We start from the raw sequence: 21,372 nt of genomic DNA on the forward strand, positions 1-21,372 counted from the left end.
GATGCGCGCCCGGGTACTTCCCGCAGCGTTGGCGGCGGCCGTTCTCGTCCTCGCGGGAGCCTGTTCCTCGGATGCCCCCACCACAGGCTCGGAGGTCTCCCCACCTACCACTCGGCAGGAGGATGGTAAGCGCGATATGCCGCCGCCGGTGATGGCGATCGCCGACGACCCGGCCGTGCCGGTGGCTCTGACCATCGGCGAGGACTCCGCCCCGACGGATCCGGTCGCGACCGATACCGCGGGTGTCCTGATGCCCCCACAGGATGTGTCGCGGTTGGGATGGTGGGCGGATTCGGCGCTACCCGGATCCGGGACCGGATCGATCGTCGTCACAGGGCACGTCGACGACGTCGAGCAGGGTGACGGATTCGCCGTGCGTTTCACCGAACTCGACGAAGGTGACGAGGTGACCTTGTCGCTGGGAGGCGGATCGAGGCACCAGTACCGTGTCGATCGGGTCGTCAGTGTCGGTAAGGGCGGGGACGTGCCGTTCGACGAAGTGAACCGACTCGGCGGACCGGAAACGTTGGTGCTGGTCACGTGCGGCGGTGAGTTCGTGGGGCCGCCGTTGGGTTATGCGAACAACGACTTCGTCTTCGCGACACCGACAACGTGATCAGGTGTCGCTGCGGGGATAATCGAACAGCGATCCCTGGATCAACAATCTGACTGCGGCGTGGGTGGCCCGATACTGCTCGGGTGTGGCGGTCGCGGCATGGTCGTGCAGACCCCGAAGCACCGTGATGATCGCGTCCGTTGCACCTGCCGTGCCGGTGTTGAGGATGCCTTCCCGGGCGGCCTGATCGATGATTCCGGCGATCACGTCGTGTAGCGATGTGAAGATCACGTCGCTGTCTTCACCCAGATGGAGATGTTCGGCGTTTTCCATCCGCAGTGCGCGGTCGAACGCCACGGAGTGAGGATTCTCGAGCAGAACGGCAGCGCCCTCGTCGAGTACCGCCAGGAGCTTCGCCCGAACACCGTCGGCTCGCTCGGCCGCGGCCTCCAAGCGCGGCAGGGTCACCTGCGCGATAGCGGTGAAGGCGGCCTTGACCAGTTCGGCCTTGTTGGGAAAGTAGTGGTCGAGAAGAGTCGATACCGCCTGCTCGATCGGCACGCGGTGTCCTGTTCTCCGTTCGAGGTCGCGCACGTCGACGAATTCACTGCGGAGGGGCAGGTCCAGGGGATTCGTGAACTGCCCGAGACGTTTCCATCGATCATGCGGGTCCTCCCACGCTTCGAGGAAATAGTCGACAGCCACCGCACCGACGGCCGGGCACTGTCGTTCCCCGACGGGGTCACTGCGCGAACCGTCCTGCAGCGAGCCACGCGGGAGGTTCTGACGGAATCGGGTCTCGACGTCTCCGGCCTCACAGACGCTCAGATGAGCGACAACCACGGTTGGGTCCTGTTCCCCAACTTCTTCATGACGGTTCGTGCAGGTGAAGCCACAGTGATTCTTGCCCAGCCCGACCCGGAGGGCGACCCGAATCGATGCGTCTGGCAGATCATCAGCGTCATGTTCCTGCCCGACGAGATGAAGGACGCGCTGCGCGCAACACCCATCGAGGTGAAGGAACCGGGCGAGTTCAAGTATCTCGAAGCGCTCCAGCAGGATTACGAACAGATGCCTCGCCAGCAGCGGGGCCTGCGCAACGAGGCGCTCGACCATCTTCTTCTCGTGTCGGAGGAAGTGGTTGTGGCGCACTTTCATTCTGTGCTCGACCGTTACCTCGGTGCGAGTGAGCGGGCCTGATCCACACGTTCGCAACCGGAACCACACCACAGCACCAGGAGAGGGACACGGAACTACGCGAAATTGTCGACGTCGCTGACGATTACACCGGACGAGCACGCACTGTGCTCGAATACAGCCTGCTCATGAAGTCTCTCGTGGACCTCGCCAAAGAACCGGGGTTCTCGAAGGAAGGCTGGGCGCCCCTCGCCGAACTCGTCGCCACGGACGAGTTCGTGCGGGTCGGGAACTTCAAGGAGGTGATGAACTGGTCCGAATACGTCGAGTTTCTCACCGGCTGGGCCGGCTCGTCGCAGTGGGCAGGATCCTTCAGGCGCATCACCGAAACACCGGACGTCGTCTTCCTCGAGCTCGAGGAACGAAGCAGCGTGGGTGATTTCTCCAGCGTGGTCAATTCTGTATCGGTTTACGAATTCGACGACGCCGGGAAGATTTCCCATATCGACGTCTACCTGCAGATGGCGCTTCCCGAGAGCGCCATGCTCGGCAGTTACGAAGACGTTCAGGTCTCCGAATAGCGTTCCATTCCAACCGGAAAGCATTCACTCGAAAGGCTGTAGATGTCCCTGGAAGAGCGTATGAGCCAGCACCGGCGAGTGGCCGAGAGCTACCGGAACGCATACCTGCGTGAGGGCGTGAAGGACGCGACGATGGAGGCCGAAGCCTGATGGAGTCTGTGGCAATCACCCCGTTGTTCGGTACGGAATTTCGGGGAGTGGACACTCTCGACGACGACATCGTCGCGGCCCGCATCGCCGAGGCCCTGAAGTGGCGGGGTGTCGTACTCATCCGCGGACTGCATCTCGACGACGACGCACAGATCGCCTTCAGCCGGCGACTCGGCGATCTGGTGGAACCGGTGCGAAACGAGAAGATCATGACGGTCTCGCTCGACCCGGAGAAGACAGCGGCGGCAGAGTACCTCGCCGGGACCTTCAGCTGGCACATCGACGACACCACGAACAAGGTCCCGGCGAAAGTCACCACACTGACGGCGCGGCAGGTCGCCGAAGTCGGAGGCAGAACCGAGTTCGCCAGTACATACGCAGCGTACGAGAACATGTCCGAGCACGAGAAGAAAAGATACGGGGGGCTGCGGGTCGTCCACAGTTTCGAGGCCGCACAGCGCACCGTGTACCCGGATCCCACCGACGAGCAGGTCAAGTTGTGGCGCATGCTGCCGCAGAACGAATCGTCTCTGATCTGGGACCGTCGTGACGGGCGACGTTCGCTGGTGCTGGGCGCGACAGCAGATCATGTCGTCGGCATGGATCCGGAGCGAAGTCGCAGGTTGCTCGACGAAGTACTGGCGTGGAGCACGCAGAAGCAATTCTCCTACCTGCATGAATGGGAGGTCGGAGACTTCGTCCTGTGGGACAACACGGGGATCCTGCACCGTGCAGAATCGTACGATCCCGCATCCGGGCGGTTGATGCAGCGGACGACCATCGTCGGGGATGAGCCGTGGACGTGAGGACGGCGGTGGTGACCGGTGGTGGATCGGGGATCGGCAAAGCGGTCGCCGCCCGGTTGCGCAAGGACGGGTATCAGGTGGCCGTGTTCGATATCGCCCCGTCGGGAGGGGAACTCGAGTACAAGGTCGACGTCACGGATCGCGCTCGGGTCGATGCCGACTGGGGGCGCATCGTCAACATCTCCTCATCGAGTACCCACTCGGGGCAGCCGTTCATGTCGTCCTATGTTGCGGCGAAGTCGGGAGTCAACGGGCTCACGAAGTCACTTGCACTCGAGTACGGCCCACAAGGGATCACCGTCAACGCCGTACCGCCGGGATTCGTGAACACTCCGATGCTGCGACGCGCAGAGGGGAAAGGCTTGCTCGGCGGCACCATCGAGGAACACATCGAGCGAACCCCGGTGCGGAGGGCGGGCCGTCCCGAGGACATCGCGGCTGCCTGTTCTTTCCTGATCGGCGAGGAAGCCGGTTACATCACCGGGCAGATTCTCGGCGTCAATGGCGGGCGCAACACGTGATCGACGCGCCTGGGCGCGACCGAAAACATACCCATAGGGAAAGTTTATCCACCGCGAAATAACGTATTTCAAGAATGAGAATTGCGTTATTGACAATCGAGTATGTGAGTTGCACCATATGTGAGTCGATCGCGGATCGGACGCGCTCGATGTGGTCGGGGGGACTACGGGGCAGAGGGGTCGAAACGGCAGCATTTCTGAGCAACGCGCGGTGAGTGGCATCGATTCGTTCTGTCGATGGGGCACTCTCCCTGAGATTCTCCGGGTGTGGGGATAGCCCGAATCATCGACACGGCCGGCGACGGCCCGGATGAAGGACTCCAATTTGAAATTACACAAGGTGGTTGTGGCGTTCGCGGCTCTCGCAGTACTCGCGACCGGATGTGGTGGCAGAGAAGGCGCAGAGGAGATCGACTCGGGCTCAGGCCAGTCGGACTCGACAGCGACAGCGAACTTCGGCGACCTGACCGAAGTATGCGGCCCGGGCGATGCGTCCACGGCCTCGGCCCAAGGCGTGACCGCCGATTCGATCGAGGTCGGAGTGTTCTCCGACATCGGATTCACCAAGAACTCCGAGTTCGTGGACGCCGCGAAGGTCTTCACCTCGTGGTGCAACGAGGCCGGCGGCATCAACGGTCGTGAGCTCATCGCGACCACGCGTGACGCCAAACTCATGGAGCCGCGCCAGCGGATGATCGAAGCGTGTCGCGACGACTTCGCGCTTGTCGGAGGCGGTGCAGGACTTGATGCGCTCGGTGTCGAGACACGTCTTGAGTGCATGTTGCCCACTTTCACGGCCCAGGCCGTCCAGGAGAAGGCCGCGGGTGCAGACCTCGAGATCTCGGCCTCACCGTCCAAGATTCCCGGCTACGACAACTACGCGGGATTCCGCACCTGGGTGCTGAACGAGGCGTACCCGGAGTCCAAAGCTGCGGTCGGCATGATCAACGGCGACTCCGCGGTGACCAGAGTCGTCGGAGAGATCAGCAACGAAACCCTCCAGGACATCGGGGCCACGGTGATCTACGACGAGCTCTATCCGGCAATGGGAGTCGCCGACTGGACTCCCTACGCTCAGGCCATCAAGTCCAAAGGCGTGCGCGGCCTGATCTTCATGGGTAGTTTCGAGCAGCTCGCCAAGCTCGAAGAGTCGCTCACCAACATGGATTACAAGCTCGACTGGATCGACGCCAACAACAACGCATACAACGACCAATTCATCGAATTGCTCGGTCGATCTGCGGACTTCCAGAACAACCTGGTCGATCTCGGCGGTGTTGCTCCGCTTGAAAGTGGCGAGCCGGCGGTGGAGGAACTTCGTGCGCTGTACGAGAAGTACGCGCCGGATGCCCAGATCACTCTTCCCGCGCTGCGCGCGTGGTCGTCCTGGTTGCTCTTTGCGAAGTCCGCGGATGCATGTGGAGACGACCTGACACGCCGATGCCTCTACGACACGGCGAGGCAGGAAACCGAGTGGACCGGTGGCGGACTCAACGTCCCCATCAATGTGGCCGAACCACTTCCCCCGCAGCCATGCTTCAACGTCGAGCGGGCCACATCCGACGGATGGAAGACGGCAGACTTCGGAGCCGACAACGGTCTGTACCGGTGCGACATCCCGGCTCGTGAGCTCACCGGCGACTACGGTGTGCCCATGACGCTCGCCGACGTCGGCAAGAGCATGAACGACGTCGAATAATGGACCAGTTCATCACCTTCGGCCTCGTAGGCCTCTCGACGGCTGCGATCTATGCGGTCATCAGCAGCGGTTTGGTGGTCACCTACACCACCACCGGTGTGTTCAACTTCGCGCATGGCGCGACCGGAATGATGGCGGCCTTCGCCTACTGGCAGCTCAGTGTCGGTTGGGGATGGCCCGTGTGGCTGGCGTTGCCGATCATTCTGGTGGTGCTGGCACCGCTGTTCGGGATCCTCGTCGAACTGCTGATGCGACCCGTCCAAAAGCTCGGTGACGCTGAGAAACTCGTGATGACGATCGCGTTGCTGAGCGGCCTGATCGCGCTTGCGCGGTGGGTGTGGAATCCGACAGAGGCGCGATCACTTCCCACCTTCTTCGCTGACCGGGTGCCCTTCCATATCGGTTCGGCGACGATCAGCTGGCATCAGGCACTGACGATGGTGATTGCCGTTTCAGTGGCGCTTGCACTCCGCGTCCTGCTGTTCAATACCCGCACCGGCGTCGAGATGCGGGCCACCGTCGACGACCGGGCGCTCGTCGGGCTCACCGGAGCAGACCCGGTGCGGGCCAACCGCGTTGCTTGGGTAGCCGGCACTATGCTCGCTGCTCTCGGTGGGGTGTTGATCGCACCTATGGTGTCGCTCGACGCGACTCAGCTGTCACTCTTGATCGTCAGCGCGTATGCGGCCGCTATCTTCGGTCGGCTGAAGAGCCTGCCGATGACGTTCGTCGGTGCGATTGTCGTCGGATGCATGGAGGCCTACCTCGCGGGATACCTACCACAGAACGACTATTTGCCGGGGCTCCGTCTCGCGGCGCCGGCGCTCCTGCTGTTGATCGCACTGCTGATCTTCCCGCATCGGAAACTCCGTGGACGCGAACGCAATCTCACACAGGTGCCGGTGCCCACAGTGCGGGGCACGATCGCATTCGCCGTCGTCATCGTCGTCTTCGGTCTCATGCTGGCGACGGTGCTCGGTGAAGGCGACCTGATCACCTACGGTCAGATCTTCGCGTTCGGTGTGATTGCGTTGTCGATGGTGCCGCTCATCGGCTACGCCGGGCAGATCTCGCTGGCTCAGCTGGGAATGGCCGGCATCGGTGCGGTCGTGTGCGCGAACTTCGGTGCGGAGGGTCAATGGTGGGCGATACCTCTCGCGATGGTGGTGGCGGGTGCGATCGGTGCGCTAGTGGCGTTGCCGGCGTTGCGCCTGTCCGGGGTGTATCTGGCCTTGGGGACAGCTGCAATTGCGGTTGTTCTCGATCGGTGGGTCTTCCCCCTGGCACCGGTGACGGTGTTCGGCAGGGAGTTCACCTTCTTCAACCAAGGATCGGCAAACCTGGTGGGGCCCAGCTTTGCCGGATACCACCTCGACAGCACAGCCGAGCTCACCGTGTTCGCTGCCGTGTGTCTGGCATTGGTGACCGCGTTCGTCGCGGCGATTCGGCGAGGGAAGCTCGGTCGTCGTCTGATTGCATTGCGCGACAGCGAAACCGCATACGCGACATTCGGTGGCAGTCTGCTGTACATGAAGGCGCTGGTGTTTGCGATCTCCGCTGCGATCGCTGGACTCGGCGGTGTGCTGTACGGGATGCAACTGCAAGCGGTGGCACCCCAGCAGTTCAACTTCGTTGCGGGTCTCGGTATCTTCCTGATCGCGGTGGTCGGCGGACTCGGTGTGGTCGGCAATGGACTGTTCACCGGTGCGATGATCGCCGGACCGATGAACGCGATCGTCGCGCTGTGGCCTGCAACCCAGAATCTCGTGCAGACCCTCCCGGCAGCGGCCGGACTCGCCTACGGGTCGGGGACGGTCGACGACGGTGTGGTGCCCTCCCTGAGAGAACGATTCGACGGTGCGCTTCGCAACCCGATTGCCATGGGCTCGCTCACGATAGCGGTCGTAGTGCTGTGGTTGCTGCGGATCGCCGACGTGATCAACGGCTACGTGCTCGTCCTGGGGATCGTGATCGCAGCAGCGGTCGCCTTCGGATGGGGTGCGCGTCGCGTGCCCGAGACGGGCTCGGAGCTGGATATCCCCGTCGAGTGGTGGGGACTGCAGCGCCCGTGGGACGAGAACGATGAGGAGGTGCTCGATCGTGCCATCACAACTCGAGGTTGAGAACGTCACGGTGGCATTCGGCGGCCGCAGAGCCCTCGACGGTGTCGACCTCCGGGCCGAACCGGGACATGTCACCGGGCTGATCGGTCCCAACGGGGCGGGAAAGAGCACGCTGTTCGACGTGATCTCCGGACTGCGCAAGCCGGTGAACGGGAGCGTTGCCCTCGGCGGACGGGAGATCACCAAGCTCGGCCCCGCGCGCCGCGCGCGGCTCGGGATGTCCCGTACCTTCCAACGGCTCGAACTGTTCGGGCGGCTCAGCGTCCGCGACAATCTCCTCGTCGCAGCCGAGATGGGACCCGACCGGAAGCAGGCGTCCACCGTGGTCGACGGACTCCTCGATCGCCTCGATCTACGGACCATCGCCGACACGACCGCGGATGCGCTGTCGACCGGCATGGGGCGCCTCGTCGAAGTGGGACGCGCACTGGCCGCGCGGCCCAGCGTGCTTCTCTTGGACGAACCCGCCGCAGGCCAGGATCACGAGGAAACCGAGCGCTTCTCCACGCTGCTGCGTACGGTTGCCGACGACGGCGTGGCGGTCCTGCTCGTCGAGCACGACATGGACCTGGTGATGAAGGTGTGCGACACCGTCCACGTCCTCGATCTCGGGAAGATCATCAGTGTCGGTACTCCGGATGAGATCCGCAGCGACGAACGCGTCATCACGGCCTACCTGGGAGCGTCATGAACCCCATTCTCGAACTCCGCGATGTCTCCGCCGCATACGGGAAGATCACCGTCCTGCGCGGTGTGAACGTCGCCGTGATGCCCGGACAGGTCGTGGCGCTGCTCGGCCCCAATGGCGCGGGCAAGACCACGACGCTACGCGTTGCGTGCGGTGCTCATCCCGTCAGTTCGGGTCAACTGTTGCTCGGCGGCCGCGACATGACAGGTGCCTCATCGCGCGACCTCGCCCGTATCGGTGTGTGCTTGATCCCGGAGGGTCGCGGGGTCTTCCCCAACCTGACGGTCCGGGAGAACCTCGTGATGATGACGTTCACGGGACGCTCGATCGAAGAGATCGAGGAGATCGCCTACACGCGGTTCCCGATCCTCGGTAAACGCGTGTCGCAGACGGCCGGAACGATGTCCGGCGGCGAACAGCAGATGCTTGCACTGGCACGGGGATTGGCAACCGATCCTGCGGTGCTCATGCTCGACGAGCTGTCGATGGGATTGGCTCCCCGGATCGTGGCGGAACTGTACGAGCACGTCGCCGAGGCCGCGGCGCAGGGGGTCGCGGTCTTGGTGGTCGAGCAGTTTGCCACTGCGGTGCTCCACACCGCTGATCACGCCGCGGTGCTCGTCCGCGGTGAGATCGAGATAGAAGGCCCACCGGACGAACTCGGCGACGAACTCGCCTCCCTCTACCTAGGAAGTGCATCATGACCGCGACGGAAACACGCGCCGACAGGTTTGCGCGCGAACTGACCGAACTGAAGATCCCCGATCCGGCTGCCGGCCGATCCGGCCTGTGGTTGAAACTCGGTGTCGCGCTGATGGTTCTCGGGCCGGTGCTCGCGATCGTGGCGTACTTCCTGTCGCACAACACCTCCGACGCGCTCGTTCAACGCGACGCCATCATCGTGGCGTTACTCGGTATTGCGGTGGCAGTCGTGGGAGCGGCTGTATTCCTGCGATATTCGATCACGGGATTCTTGAGATTCTGGCTCGCTCGGCAGTCGTACGAATTCGCTCGACTCGGTGATCGACTTCCCGCGGACCCCACCGCACCCTGACTCGACTGCACCACCCACGTGGACGAGGGTCCACCCTTCGAAAGGAACACCAAGTGCGCACACATTCCATCCGTCGGGCATTGGCGGTTGCCGGAATCGCCGCCGTGGCTCTCGCCGGAGTCGTCGGTTGCAGTAGTGACGATTCGTCGGACGCCACCGACGACACGACCTCGACCACTGTCGCCACCGCCACCACGGAGGCCGAGGAGACGACGGAGGCTGCCGGGGGCGCCGCAGACGCGGAGACGACACAGGCGGTCACCGACGCCTGGGTCGCGTTCTTCAACGGAACGACCCCGCCGGAGACCCGCGCGGGCCTCGTCGAGAACGGTGACGAGTTCCTCCCTGCGCTGCAGGGAATGGCTGCAGATCCGCAGGCGACGGCGACCACTGCCACAGTGGAAGGTGTGATGAGCGCGGGAGATGATGCTGCGACCGTCTCGTGGACACTGCTGATGAACGGCGCTCCCGTACTTCCCGACCAGTCCGGTGAGGCACTGCTCGAGGACGGTCAGTGGAAAGTGTCCGCCGTGACCTTCTGCACGCTGCTCGCGATCCAAGGCGATGGCAGTCAGGTGCCCGGCTGCTGACGCTGCCAGACCCTGAACGGTCGAATGGCCGAATGCCACATCGTGACATTCGGCCATCGAGCGTGTCAGCGGACCGTCAGCGTCAGTACACGTCGCGCACGTACCGCTTTTCACGCTTGAGTGAGGTGATGTACTCGGTGGCCTGCTCTGCGCTCATGTTGCCGTGTTCGGCAACGACCTCGTGGAGCGCGACGTCGACGTCCTTCGCCATCCGCGACGCGTCGCCGCAAATGTAGAAGTGCCCGCCCTCTTCGAGCCACGCGAACAGCTCGGCGCCGTGCTCCTTCATCCGGGTCTGGACGTAGATCTTCTGGGCCTGGTCGCGGGAGAACGCCAGGTCGAGGCGGCTGAGCAGACCGGACTCGACGAAGTCGGCGAGCTCGTCTTCGTAGATGTAGTCGCAGCTGCGCTTCTGGTCGCCGAACAGCAGCCAATTCTTGCCGGTCGCACTGCGGGCGCGGCGCTCTTGCAGGAAACCGCGGAACGGTGCGATACCGGTGCCCGGTCCGACCATGATCATCGGCGCGGTGTCGTCGGATGGGACGCGGAACGACTTGTTCTTCGTCACGAAGATCCCGACCGTGTTCTCGCCGGCACGGTCGGAGAGGAACGTCGAGCACACGCCGCGCCGTTCACGCTCGTCGTTGCCGTAGCGCACGGCCGCGACCGTCAGATGCACCGACCCGTCGGCGATGTGAGGGCTCGAGGAGATCGAGTACGCCCGGTGCTGCAGGGGTTTGAGAACCGCGAGGAGTTCTTCGGGTGAGAACTTCGGGGTGGGTTCGAGCGACAGGACATCGAGAATGTCGCGGCCCCACAACCATTCGTCGAGTCCGGTCTTGTCGCCGTGGCGCAGCACGTAGGTGAGTTCTTCGTTGCCGGTGCGCTCCGCGACGGCTTCGAGCAGGTCGACGTTCGGTGCGGTGATCTCGTCTTGGTAGGTGAGCAGATACTCGAGCGTGTCGTCGTGACCGTCGGGTACCACCTCGCCGTCGAGCCCCAGCAGGTCCAGCAGCGACCGCACGAGACCGGTGTCGTTGACCGGCATTACGTTCAGCGCATCGCCTGCCTCGTACTCGATGCCCGAGTCGGCGAGCGCGAACTCGAAGTGCCGGATCTCCTTCGCGGAATCCTCACCCGAGAGCAATCGATTGACGGTGAGTGTTGCTGGGAACGGGTTCTTCCGCGTCCACTGCGACTTCGCCCGCGCCCGCGCCCGCGCGGGTGCGGCCTCGGCCGGAGCGGCAAGGGCACCGTCGCCGTTGATGCCCTCGACCGCAGCGACGAGGGGCAACGTCTCGGCGATCCACGCTGCCGCGACGTCCTCGAACTCCACGTCGCAATCGACGCGCGATACGATGCGCGCCGCTCCGAGTTGCTCGAGGCGCATATCGATCAGCTTGCCTGCCTGGCAGAATCCGTCGTAGCCGGTGTCGCCGAGAGCGAGCACTGCGAAGTCCACACCGTCGAGACGAGGTGCGGATTCGTCCGACAATGCGTCCCAGAACAGTTCGGCGTTGTCGGGCATCTCACCCTCACCGTAGGTGGACGTGATGATCAGGACCCGCCCGAGCGACGCGAACGTCGCGGGATCGACGTCGTCGAGGGCGGAGACCACGGGCGCGAATCCGTGCGTGCGGGCCGCTGCTGCGGCATCCTCGGCAACCGTTTCGGCGTTGCCGGTCTGCGACCCGTACAGCACGTGCAGGGCGGGAGCCGAACCGGTGGCGCCGACAGCGCTGGCGGGACCACCGGAGAACAGACGGGTCTGCATTCCCGCGAGGAAGCCGGCCAGCCACGAACGCTGGTCGGTGGTGAAAGGAGCGTCGACGGGGATGAACGGAGCGGTCATGTGGAAACTCCCAGAGTCGGGGCGACAAGGCCGGGTACCGCGTGGCGGGCGAACAGTTCTTCGTAGCCCGGAAGATCACCGGCGATGTCGAGATTCTTGCCGCTTTGCCACAGGATCCACCCGTAGGTGCCGGGTGCATCCACCGAGCGGACGTTGCGCAGCGCGAGGGCCTGCTTGTAGTCGGTGAGCCGCTTGTCGGCGACGAGCGCTGCCAACTGGGTGTCGGTGTGGTCTGAAATCGCTTCGAGTGCATAGCGTTCGAGCTTGCTGATGAGGAAGAAGTCCTCGGTGAGCAACAGATTTCGCGCCGCCTTCTGGACTGCGGGATCGTCGGTGCCTGCTGCGCCGGGGACCTTCTGCAGTGCCATCTCCTGTGCGGCGGCGAGCACCGTGTAGTTGTTGAGCAGCGCGTACATCGACTCGGTGTCGGTGCCGTTCGGGGTGACACCACCGGCGACGGGCGCACCCGACCGGTAGCTCTCCTTGAATTTGCGCACCTGATGGGCGACGAGTGCTGTGGCGACCTCACTCGCGAGTTCCTTGCGGGTCGAGGCGGCGAGGATCGCGTCGAAGTCCTGGTATTGCAGCAGAGCGCGCGGCATGCCGTACGCGAAGTGCTGCTGCTCGACCTGCCAGTTGTCGATGAGGAATCGGGCCTTCTCGGATCCGGTGGCCTCGACGTGCAGGTGCAGCAGTCGTAGCACGGTCGCGTTGTGGATCGCGGCCTGCGGTTCGTCGCCGGTGATCGGGCCGAGCACGATCGAATCGGCGCTGGCCTTGCCGGAGAGCTGACCCTCGGGGTCGTACTGGTAGACGAACCCGCCCGACATGCCGTTACCGACGCCCTTGCCGAACCCACCGATGTTGAGTACTGCGCCGTTGGTCATGTATTCGCACGCGAAGTCGCCGACACCTTCGACAACGGCGGTCGCACCGGAGTTGCGGACGGCGAAGCGATCGCCTGCTTCACCCTGGACGAGCAAACGGCCGCCGGTGGCGCCGAACAGTGCGAAGTTGCCGATCAGCACGTTGCCGCCGCGGTCGTTCGCGCCACCGCCTGGGGAGGACACGACGATCTGCCCGCCGCACTGGCCCTTGCCGACTCCGTCGTTGGCGGTGCCGGTGTGGTGGAGCACCATGCCGTCGTTGCAGAACGCCCCGAACGACAGGCCGGCCGAGCCGGTGGTGGTGATGGTGACGGTGCCGTCGCGCAGCCAGCGGCGTCCGCGCTCGTCGGTGAGCGCGGATGGCACGTGGCCGAGTTGCTCGTGGTTGAGCATGCGCTCGATGTCGATCGCGAGCTGCGCGCCGACGCTCTTGTTGTTGTTGGTCAGCCGCACGCCCTCGCCGAGTACGACGGTGAGTTCGTTCTCGTTGTCGAGAGCGCCGCGGAGCTCGCTGATCCACTCGTCGTCGAGCGAGTAGTCCTTCTCCAGATACACCGGGTTGTCGACGTGGACCTCGGGGATTACGGCGAGCATCGCCCGCAGGTCCAGTTCGCCGACGCTCGACGGATGGTCGAGCAGGTGCAGCAGGTCGGACCGGCCGCGTGCGTCGCGGAGCGACTGCAGGCCCAGGCGGGCGAGCAACTCGCGGGTCTCGTGCGCGATGTTGAGCAGGTACTGCGCCATCGCCCGTGGGTCGCCGTTGAACATCTCGGGGTTGGTGGTCAGGCCGGCGGGGCATTTGACGTTGCAGTTCTTCGCCATGACGCAACCGAGCATCATCAGTGCAGTGGTGCCGAACTCGAAGCTGTCGGCGCCGAGCAGTGCGGAGGTCAGGACGTCGGAGGCGGTCTGGTGAGCACCCGAGCACCGCAGGATCACCTTGTCGCGCAATCCGTTCGCGCACAGCGCCTGGTGGACCTCGGCGACACCGATCTCAGCGGACCGGCCGGCGTACTTGAGCGAGGTCACCGATGCGGCACCTGTGCCACCGGTGTTGCCTGCGACGTTGATGACATCTGCGCCGGCCTTGGCGACACCGACGGCGATCGTGCCGATTCCCTCCGACGAGACGAGCTTGACGATCACCCGCACGCGGGCTGCCTTCGCGTCGTGGATGAGCTGCGCGAGATCCTCGATCGAGTACGTGTCGTGGTGCGGGGGAGGGGAGACGAGTTCGACACCGGGGGTCGCACCGCGGGCGGCGGCGATCTCGACGGTGACCTTCTTCGCGGGAAGCTGGCCGCCCTCGCCCGGCTTGGCGCCCTGCGCGATCTTGATCTCGATCTCCTCGAGCATCGGATCTGCCAGATACCCGGCCCACACTCCGAAGCGACCCGACGCGAACTGCTTGATCCGCGATCCGCGGATGGTGCCGTAGCGGGAGATGTGTTCGCCGCCCTCACCACAATTCGACATGCCACCGACCATGTTGGTGCCGTGTGCGACTGCCTCGTGAGCGTTGGAGTTGAGAGCACCGTGGCTCATCGCACCGGACGCGAGGGAGCGGGTGATCTCGTGGGCCGGCTGGATCCGGTCGAGACGCAGGCTCTGCGGCGCCTGCCGGATCTGCCCGAGATAGTCGGCGGCCTGCCCGAGTGCCCGCACGGTGAGGGTGTCGCAGTAACTGCGATACTCGACGATCGAGTCGCCGAACCGTGCGACGAGCGACTGCGCGAGCGCCTCGGGGCGGGTGTGGTCGTCGGCCAGCGGGCCGGTCAGGCGCAGCACGAACTCGTTGTCGCCGACGCGGGACGCGGAGAGCCCGCGCACCAGCATGGAGTTGTTGCCGTACCGGGCGAACCGGCCCATCTCGCGCTGGAAGTCGTCGGCGCCGGTGAGGTATGTGACGTCGGCGGGCAGTGCGAGCACGTCGCGCAATGCGGCGGGGCGGCGTATACGTTCGTCGGCGATCGTGCGTGCGAAGGCGCGGTAGCCGGGAGTGATGTCGAACGCGTCGATCTCGTCGGGGGTGAGCGCACGGAATCCGCCGTAGCGGTAGGCGTCGTCGTCGAGGCCGTGTGCGTCGGACAGCCGGTGCAGCGGAAGCAGCCGCAGGGAATCGGTCAGGTCGGCCTCGCCCGTACGCTCGACCGGCAACGTGACCTCTTCCTCGGTCATGTCGACGAACCCGCGCACCGCGGTGGTGCCGAAGGAGTGACCGGCGCCGTCGGCGCGTTCCTTGAACAGGCCGAGCAACGGCACGTCGGTCTCACCCTGCACGCTCAGGGCGTGGCTGTGCCAGTCGGCGACGGCCTGCGCGATGGTGGTGAATCCGACACCGCCGACCGGGGTCCTGACGTTGGGGAACCAGCGGCTCAGCACCTCGTCGTCGGTGTCGAGGTAACTCGGTTCGAAGAACTCGCCACCGATGTACGACTCGACGGTGCACAGACCCACCCGGCCCATCGTCTTCATGAGTGACTTCTCGGCGGCCTTGCGGAACTTCAGGAATGCTGCGTCGGCGTCGTCGCTGAACTTCTCCTCGGCGCGCATCTGCACTGTCAGCGGGTAGACGGAGGCGGCGCCGAAGCCGAGCGTGGCAGCGATGTGGTGCGACGAGAACAGCTGACCGGATTCGACGATCACGGACACCCGAAGACGTACGCCATCGTCGATGAGTCGCTGGTTCACGGCCGCGACGGTGAGAATCATCGGCAGCGGCGCGTGGTCGGCGGACACGTGGCGGTCGGTCAGGACTGCGATACCGCCTGTGGTGCGAGCGAATTCGGTGATCCGGTCGGCGACGACGTCGACGGCGGCGGCGAGCGCCGCGGCATTGGCCTTGCTGTCGTCGAACACGGGGGAGTACAGCATTTCGAAACGCTGTGTCGGTGTCTCGGACTGCTCGCGGATCCGGAGCATGTCGAGGTGGGTGAGGATCGGGGTGGGAACGACGATCTGTGCCGCGGAGGGTGCACCGCTGCCGGGGCGTGCACCGAGCGCGACCCTCAGCGTCATGCCGTCGGCTTCGCGAATGGAGTCGAGTGACGGGTTGGTGACCTGCGCGAATCGCTGGGAGAAGTACTTCGCGACACCGCCCTCCTGATCGGAGAGGGCATTGATCGCGTTGCCGTAGCCCATCGCCGAGATTCGCTCCTGTCCCGAGGCGAGCATCGGGTCGAGCATGAACCGGAACGATTCCTGATTGAGCGAGTACGACACGTAGCGCTGGTGCCGCCCGAGGTTGCCGTTGTAGCGCAGCGGTGAGCCGGCTTTCTCGGCCGGGACCGGAGGCAGCGCGTCGAGGTTGCGGCGGGCCTCGTCGACCAGCGTCGCGTAATCTCGTTGAGCCGCAAGCATCTCGAGTGCTTCGTCGGCTCCGTACGACCGGCCCGTGCGGTGGTCGAAGTACAGCATGCCGCCGGCTTCGATGCGGCCGCGACGAATCACGGCTTCGGGCGCGAAGTCGAACTGGCCGGCCTCGGAGGTGACGGCGAGATACTCGTCGGTCTCGACGGTCCGCAGAGGACGTAGGCCGAGTCGGTCGAGGCGCGCGCCCACGACGGTGCCGTTGCCGAAGATCAGTGCGGCGGGCCCGTCGTTCTTCTCCTCGTAGAGGGAGAAGAATTCGAGCATCGCGCGGACCTGCGGCGACACGGTCGGATCGTTCTCCCACGCGGGCGGAACCATCTGGACGACCGCAGTGACGAGATCCAGATCGCCCGGCGCGATGCGCGCAGCGAGGGTCTGGTCGAATCGGCAGCTGTCGGACTGCCCGGGCGGGCGGATGATGTCGCGGCCGGCGGCGCGCGCCTGGGCGCCTTCGAACAGGCGGTTCTTCCGGTCGGTGTTGAGCTCCCCGTTGTGGGCCATGAGCCGGAACGGTTGTGCCATCGTCGGATGCGGGTCGGTGTTGGTGGAGAAGCGAGTGTGGAAGAACAACGTGTGCACCGCGTGTCGCGGGTCGACGAGGTCGCGGAAGTAGGGAATGACCTCGTGAGAGTTCAAGCGGCCCTTGAGGACCTGGGTTCGGGTGCTCAGCGACAGGGGGTAGAGACCGGCCAGGGCGGGCTCAGTGTAGGCGCGGGACTCGATCGTGAGCAGTATCTCGTGCAGGATGCGGTCGAATTCCTCTGCTGACGTGCAACTGTCGGGCCGTCCGAAGATCCACTGACGGATCGGCAGCTGGTAGGCCGCGGCCGACGGACGCAATACGGAATCGTCGACGGGGATTTCACGGACGGTGATGACCTCGACACCGGCCGCGGTGAGCGCTCCGGTGACCAACGCTTCCGTGTCGTGGTGCACGGATCGGTCGGCAGGCATGAAGAAGTTCCCGACGCCGAATTCCTGTGCGCGCAAGGGTCGTCCGGTGAGCACGGAGAAGAAATCGACGGACAGGTCGACGTTGACACCGGCGCCGTCGCCGACGCCCTCGGCGGACATGCCGCCGCGGTGGGGAACCACGCACAGTGCTTCGTGTCCACGGGTGAGGACCTCGTGAGTCTGGGCGCCGTCCTTGCGGGTGATGAACCCGACTCCGCAGCTGCTCTTGTCGAGCGTGCTGTCGTACAACCCGGTATCGGTGTCATGCGTCAACGGACCATCCTCCTCGGCGATTCGAAGTCGACCGACGGCGGCGGAAGGCGCGTGCGTATACGCACGGAAAGCGCCAAGGGTAGACCGGTGCCTGCGACGGTGACCAAAGATCAGAAAACAGACGTCTTTGTCCGAATGCGCCGAGCGTTGCGACAGTGGAGCGCGCGAGCAGCGTTGTCGATTGTAGCGCACAGGTTACGGCCGTGGGTCCGCGTCGTGCGTCACAGGCGGGGTGGCATCTGTGTGAGTGCCGCAGGTCACAGGGGTCGGATACGCTGCGATCGTCGTCCGATCCGTACGTGCAGGTATCGAAGAAGAGCAGGGGTGTTGCAGATGAGTGAAGTTCTCGACCGAACCAAGATCTACATCGGCGGGCAATGGGTCGACTCCGACGGCGCCGGACACATCGAGGTCGTCGATCCCACCACCGAAGAGGTCATCGCGAAGGTCGCGGACGGTGTGGCTTCCGACGTCGATCGGGCGGTGGCAGCCGCCCATGAGGCGTTCCCGGCATGGTCGTCGCTGAGTGGGTCTGCGCGCGCGGCTTACCTGGAGAAGATCTCGTCCCTCGCCAACGAGCGTGTCGATGCACTGACCGCGACCGTGTCTCAGGATATGGGGATGCCGCTGAGTCTGGCGAAGCCGGTGCAGATCGGCATGCCGCTCAAGAACATCGCCGCCTATGCCGCATTGGCAGGCGCCTACGATTTCGACGACCAGGAGATCGGCAACGCCCTTGTGGTGCGTGAACCGATCGGGGTCGTCGGTGCGATCACCCCGTGGAACTACCCGCTACATCAGGTGGTCCTCAAGGTGTTTGCGGCGCTGGCAGCCGGATGCACTGTGGTCCTCAAGCCCACCGAAGTGGCGCCGCTGATCACCTACGCGCTTGCAGACATCGTCGACGAAGCGGGCTTGCCCCCGGGCGTATTCAACGTCGTCAGCGGTTACGGCCCTGTCGTGGGCGAGGCCATCGCCGCGCATCCCGACGTCGACATGGTGTCGTTCACCGGGTCGACGCGCGCGGGTAAGCGGGTCGCGGTGGTTGCCGCCGAGACCGTGAAGAAGGTGGCGCTCGAACTCGGCGGTAAGTCGGCGAACCTCATTCTCGACGATGCCGACCTTGCCGCCGCTGTCACCGAGGGCGTGGGCAAGTGCTTCCTCAACTCCGGACAGACCTGCACGGCGCTCACCCGGATGCTCGTGCCCGCTGATCGACTGCCCGAGGCTGCCGCGATCGCCGCCGAGGTGGCGAAGGCCTACACCGTCGGGGTCCCGTCCGAGCCGGGTTCGAAGCTCGGACCGCTTGTGAGCGGTACGCAACAGAAGCGGGTGCTGTCCTACATCGACAAGGGTGTGGCCGAGGGCGCCGAACTGACCCTCGACGGGCGCGAGCACGGCTTCTCCACGGGCTACTTCGTCGGTCCCACGGTCTTCAGCAATGTCACCGAGGACATGACCATCGCCAAGGAGGAAATCTTCGGACCGGTGTTGTCGATCATGGGCTACAAGGACGACGACGACGCTGTGCGCATCGCCAACAACAGTGAGTACGGACTGTCGGGTGGTGTGTGGTCGGGAGACCCTGCGCGCGCCGAGTCCGTTGCACGCCGTATCCGCACCGGCCAGGTCTACATCAACGGCGGCGCGTTCAACACCGATGCTCCGTTCGGCGGGTACAAGCAGTCGGGCATCGGCCGTGAGGCCGGCGTCTTCGGACTGGAGGAGTTCCTGGAGATCAAGACCATCCTGCGCTGATCGGCACCACGTGCCGTGCGCCGCGACACGCCGATTTCGGCAGTGTGTGATGTTCGACACGTTTCGGGCGATAGTCGAAGTGGGCGACGAATCGCAGCTCGAAACATGTGATCGATCGCGGCGCACAGCACAACGGCACAGGAAGAAGCGCGGCTATGTATTGGTCGGCGAATACGGGTGACGGAGTCGGCGGGTTCGGCCACGGTGGCGTTCCGGGCGGGAACCTGCCGCCCGGTCGTCGTGGTGCCGAACCGCCACTGCGCAGTCTCCTCGAGGCCCGGCTTCCGGATCTCGCGCCTTGCGCACGACTTCTGGCAGGCAGTCATGACGTGGACACCGCGCTGCTCGATCGGGCGGTCGCTCGTGCCGCGGCGACCTGGCGGGAGCCTGTGGGGCCCGAATTGTGTGCCTACGTCCTGTACTGGTTCGGGTATCTGCTGCAGGCGAAGCGGCCTCACTGTGGTCCGCCTCATCCGGATCTCGGCGTCGACGACACGGTGCTGTTCGGAGCTCTGTCCCCGCTCGAGCAGGTCACGATCGTGCTGAGCGCGTATGACGGGCTTCCCTCCGCGCGTGTTGCCGCGCTGGCAGGGCGGGCGCTCGCCGAGTTCGAACTGGACGAGTCTCGGGCGATCGTCGGATAGTCGTGGTCGACCGAGGGTGTGCGCATCTACGCACGAGGCCCCCGCACCATCGGTGCGGGGGCCTCGCTCAGGAGAGTGTGGTCAGGACCGGCGCGTACGTCCCAGTCGAAGCAGGGTCATGGCGAGGGTCTTGCCGTCGTTGCCGAGTTCGGCGAACCGATCGAGCACGCTCATCTCGTTGGACTGTGCTTCGCGGGTCTCACCCGATTCTTTCGCTGCGGCGCCGATCTGCTGGGACAATTCGGAGCGCCGCTTGACCGCCTCGAGGATATGGGCGTCGAGGTCGCGGATCTGGTCGAAGAGGCTTCCCAGGTCCGTGTCGTTGGCCGACGATGCTGCTTCGGCGCGCTCGATGCCAGGCGAATCAAGCTGGATGGTCATGCAGATTCCTCCGGTCTCGTCTGAATCGTCACAGATTGTGTCGTGTTCATCGGCGAGGGTGTTACTCATCCGTACATGAAAATTCTCCGGCTCCGCAGACACGACCGAATCAACCCCCCTCAAAGGCACTGTGAACAGGATAAATACCCTATCTGACCGGTGAGTATGGTAATTGTCACACTGGCGTGTGCCAAGACTTTGTGCTGAGCACCTGACGGGGTACTCGTCGGTGGGGTCGGGTGCGGTAGCGTCGGGCCGCGACCGGCATTCACCGGAGGCGTCGGGGCCTCCGGTGCTCCGGAAGGGAGTACCTATGCAACGGCCGATTCTTCGGAACGGGCAGGGCTCGGGGGAACGTCAGGAGCACGCGAACGGCCTGGTGCGTCCGGGTGAGTGGGGGCGGCCCAGGTGGAATGCCCGGGCTGCGATCTCGATCGTGGTGGCAGCCGTGGTCAGTGTCCTCGCCTTCGTCGGCGGACTGTCGTCCGCAGGCTCCGGCTTCGGGCCCGAATCCAGATTCTTCTTGATCCTCTCCGCGCTGATGCTGCTCACTGCGGCGTTCGGATGTGTGTTCTGGTGGCCGAGGCGCGGTGCCCCGGGGGTGCGGACTCTGCGCCGGGGTGGTCTCGGCGCGGGGACCGAGGTGCGCTCACGGATGTCGGTCTTCGTCGCTCTCGTTTCGATGGTGGGCTGCGCGGCAGCGCTCGCCGTGGGCGCCGCCGTCGAGGTGTTCCTGTTCAACAACGGCATCCCTTGGGTGAGTCTGGTCCTGGCGCTGCTGGGCGTGCCGTGCGTGACCTTCGTGATCGAAGTGGCGCTCGGTCGCCTGGCGGTGGGGGCGCTCGTGCTCAGCCCCGACGGCATTCGTCAGCGCGGATGGTCGTTCGAGTCGTATCTGCCGTGGATGTCGGTGGCCGGCGTACAGGCACTGGATTTCGGATACCCGGAAACGTGGATCGAGGGAACGCCGACCGCGGCGTGGGCGCGTCGCCGCACCAGTGCGCTGTTCCGGCTGGACAGGTTCCCGGAGACACCGCGCATAGAGATCGACTCGCGGCGCTACGCGGTCGACCCGGTGCTGCTTCACCGGATGCTCGAGTTCTACACGTCTCACCCTGCCGCGCGAAGCGAACTCGGCACCCCGCGGGCGGTCGAGAGGTTCCGGCGAGCCGACCTTCGCGACCCTGACCGACTCGGCGAATGAAAGTCGGATTCTCTGGAAAAGAGAGCGATACTTCCATATAGTCGGGGTCGAGAGTCCATTGCGTAATGGATTCTGCGGCACTGAGTGCCGTAGCCTTCGTTCGGGGTGTACAGCACGGCAGCCCAACACGAGAGTGTTCGAC

Annotated in this window: 18 protein-coding genes; 14 read left to right on the forward strand and 4 right to left on the reverse strand. The window is 64.8% G+C overall.

Features of this window, described 5'->3' with window-relative positions; genetic code table 11:
- Window position 1 precedes the first annotated feature (1 nt).
- Entirely contained in the window at window positions 2-616 is a 615-nt protein-coding gene (locus MWU77_RS17670; protein ID WP_247274362.1) for a class F sortase, read from the forward strand.
- On the opposite strand, the gene MWU77_RS17675 is transcribed toward MWU77_RS17670, so the two are convergent.
- Entirely contained in the window at window positions 617-1,117 is a 501-nt protein-coding gene (locus MWU77_RS17675; RefSeq protein WP_247274363.1) for a TetR/AcrR family transcriptional regulator, read from the reverse strand.
- Window positions 1,118-1,120: 3 nt separating this feature from the next.
- Between MWU77_RS17675 and MWU77_RS17680 the strand changes: the two genes are divergently transcribed.
- The 10 genes from MWU77_RS17680 to MWU77_RS17725 all read left to right on the forward strand — a co-directional run bounded on the left by MWU77_RS17680 (window position 1,121) and on the right by MWU77_RS17725 (window position 9,905).
- Entirely contained in the window at window positions 1,121-1,756 is a 636-nt protein-coding gene (locus MWU77_RS17680; RefSeq protein WP_308198817.1) for an SRPBCC family protein, read from the forward strand.
- Window positions 1,757-1,881: 125 nt separating this feature from the next.
- On the forward strand, window positions 1,882-2,274 hold the full coding sequence (locus MWU77_RS17685; protein ID WP_247274364.1) for a hypothetical protein: 393 nt from the start codon (window positions 1,882-1,884) through the stop codon (window positions 2,272-2,274).
- 149 nt (window positions 2,275-2,423) lie between these two features.
- Window positions 2,424-3,230, forward strand: coding sequence for a TauD/TfdA family dioxygenase (locus MWU77_RS17690; protein WP_247274365.1), 807 nt, complete (start codon window positions 2,424-2,426; stop codon window positions 3,228-3,230).
- A complete protein-coding gene (locus tag MWU77_RS17695) occupies window positions 3,227-3,751 on the forward strand; it encodes an SDR family NAD(P)-dependent oxidoreductase (RefSeq protein WP_247274416.1) in 525 nt (174 codons plus the stop codon). Before MWU77_RS17690 ends, MWU77_RS17695 begins: the two co-directional genes overlap by 4 nt.
- Before the next feature lie 310 nt (window positions 3,752-4,061).
- Window positions 4,062-5,450: an ABC transporter substrate-binding protein gene (locus MWU77_RS17700; RefSeq protein WP_247274366.1), complete on the forward strand. Its 1,389-nt coding sequence runs from the start codon at window positions 4,062-4,064 to the stop codon at window positions 5,448-5,450.
- Window positions 5,450-7,573 carry an ABC transporter permease gene (locus MWU77_RS17705; protein WP_247274367.1) on the forward strand — a complete coding sequence of 708 codons (2,124 nt, stop codon included), beginning with the start codon at window positions 5,450-5,452 and terminating at the stop codon, window positions 7,571-7,573. The genes MWU77_RS17700 and MWU77_RS17705 overlap by 1 nt, the downstream gene beginning before the upstream one ends.
- Window positions 7,551-8,264 (forward strand): ABC transporter ATP-binding protein, encoded by a 714-nt coding sequence (locus tag MWU77_RS17710; RefSeq protein WP_247274368.1) that lies wholly within the window; start codon window positions 7,551-7,553, stop codon window positions 8,262-8,264. Before MWU77_RS17705 ends, MWU77_RS17710 begins: the two co-directional genes overlap by 23 nt.
- On the forward strand, window positions 8,261-8,965 hold the full coding sequence (locus MWU77_RS17715; protein ID WP_247274369.1) for an ABC transporter ATP-binding protein: 705 nt from the start codon (window positions 8,261-8,263) through the stop codon (window positions 8,963-8,965). Before MWU77_RS17710 ends, MWU77_RS17715 begins: the two co-directional genes overlap by 4 nt.
- Complete coding sequence (locus tag MWU77_RS17720; RefSeq protein WP_247274370.1) at window positions 8,962-9,315, forward strand: hypothetical protein; 354 nt, start codon at window positions 8,962-8,964, stop codon at window positions 9,313-9,315. Before MWU77_RS17715 ends, MWU77_RS17720 begins: the two co-directional genes overlap by 4 nt.
- Before the next feature lie 53 nt (window positions 9,316-9,368).
- Window positions 9,369-9,905, forward strand: coding sequence for a hypothetical protein (locus MWU77_RS17725; RefSeq protein ID WP_247274371.1), 537 nt, complete (start codon window positions 9,369-9,371; stop codon window positions 9,903-9,905).
- 82 nt (window positions 9,906-9,987) lie between these two features.
- Here MWU77_RS17725 and MWU77_RS17730 read toward each other — a convergent pair whose 3' ends face one another.
- Both MWU77_RS17730 and MWU77_RS17735 read right to left on the reverse strand, forming a co-directional pair.
- Window positions 9,988-11,757: a sulfite reductase subunit alpha gene (locus MWU77_RS17730; RefSeq protein WP_247274372.1), complete on the reverse strand. Its 1,770-nt coding sequence runs from the start codon at window positions 11,755-11,757 to the stop codon at window positions 9,988-9,990.
- Window positions 11,754-17,243 (reverse strand): glutamate synthase-related protein, encoded by a 5,490-nt coding sequence (locus tag MWU77_RS17735; RefSeq protein ID WP_247274373.1) that lies wholly within the window; start codon window positions 17,241-17,243, stop codon window positions 11,754-11,756. The genes MWU77_RS17730 and MWU77_RS17735 overlap by 4 nt, the downstream gene beginning before the upstream one ends.
- Window positions 17,244-17,576: 333 nt before the next feature.
- On the opposite strand from MWU77_RS17735, the gene MWU77_RS17740 reads away from it, so the two are divergent.
- Window positions 17,577-19,001 carry an aldehyde dehydrogenase family protein gene (locus MWU77_RS17740; RefSeq protein WP_169689804.1) on the forward strand — a complete coding sequence of 475 codons (1,425 nt, stop codon included), beginning with the start codon at window positions 17,577-17,579 and terminating at the stop codon, window positions 18,999-19,001.
- A gap of 155 nt (window positions 19,002-19,156) precedes the next feature.
- Window positions 19,157-19,645, forward strand: coding sequence for a hypothetical protein (locus MWU77_RS17745; protein WP_240959832.1), 489 nt, complete (start codon window positions 19,157-19,159; stop codon window positions 19,643-19,645).
- A gap of 81 nt (window positions 19,646-19,726) precedes the next feature.
- On the opposite strand, the gene MWU77_RS17750 is transcribed toward MWU77_RS17745, so the two are convergent.
- Window positions 19,727-20,026, reverse strand: a complete 300-nt coding sequence (locus MWU77_RS17750; RefSeq protein WP_169689805.1) for a chorismate mutase — start codon at window positions 20,024-20,026, stop codon at window positions 19,727-19,729.
- A 313-nt stretch (window positions 20,027-20,339) separates the two neighbouring features.
- Between MWU77_RS17750 and MWU77_RS17755 the strand changes: the two genes are divergently transcribed.
- The gene (locus MWU77_RS17755) at window positions 20,340-21,230 is read left to right on the forward strand and encodes a hypothetical protein (protein WP_240959834.1); all 891 of its coding nucleotides are present in this window, start codon (window positions 20,340-20,342) and stop codon (window positions 21,228-21,230) included.
- Window positions 21,231-21,372: the final 142 nt, after the last annotated feature.

The organism is Rhodococcus sp. F64268 (genome assembly GCF_023015605.1).
In the GTDB taxonomy this organism is placed as follows: Bacteria; Actinomycetota; Actinomycetes; order Mycobacteriales; family Mycobacteriaceae; genus Rhodococcus.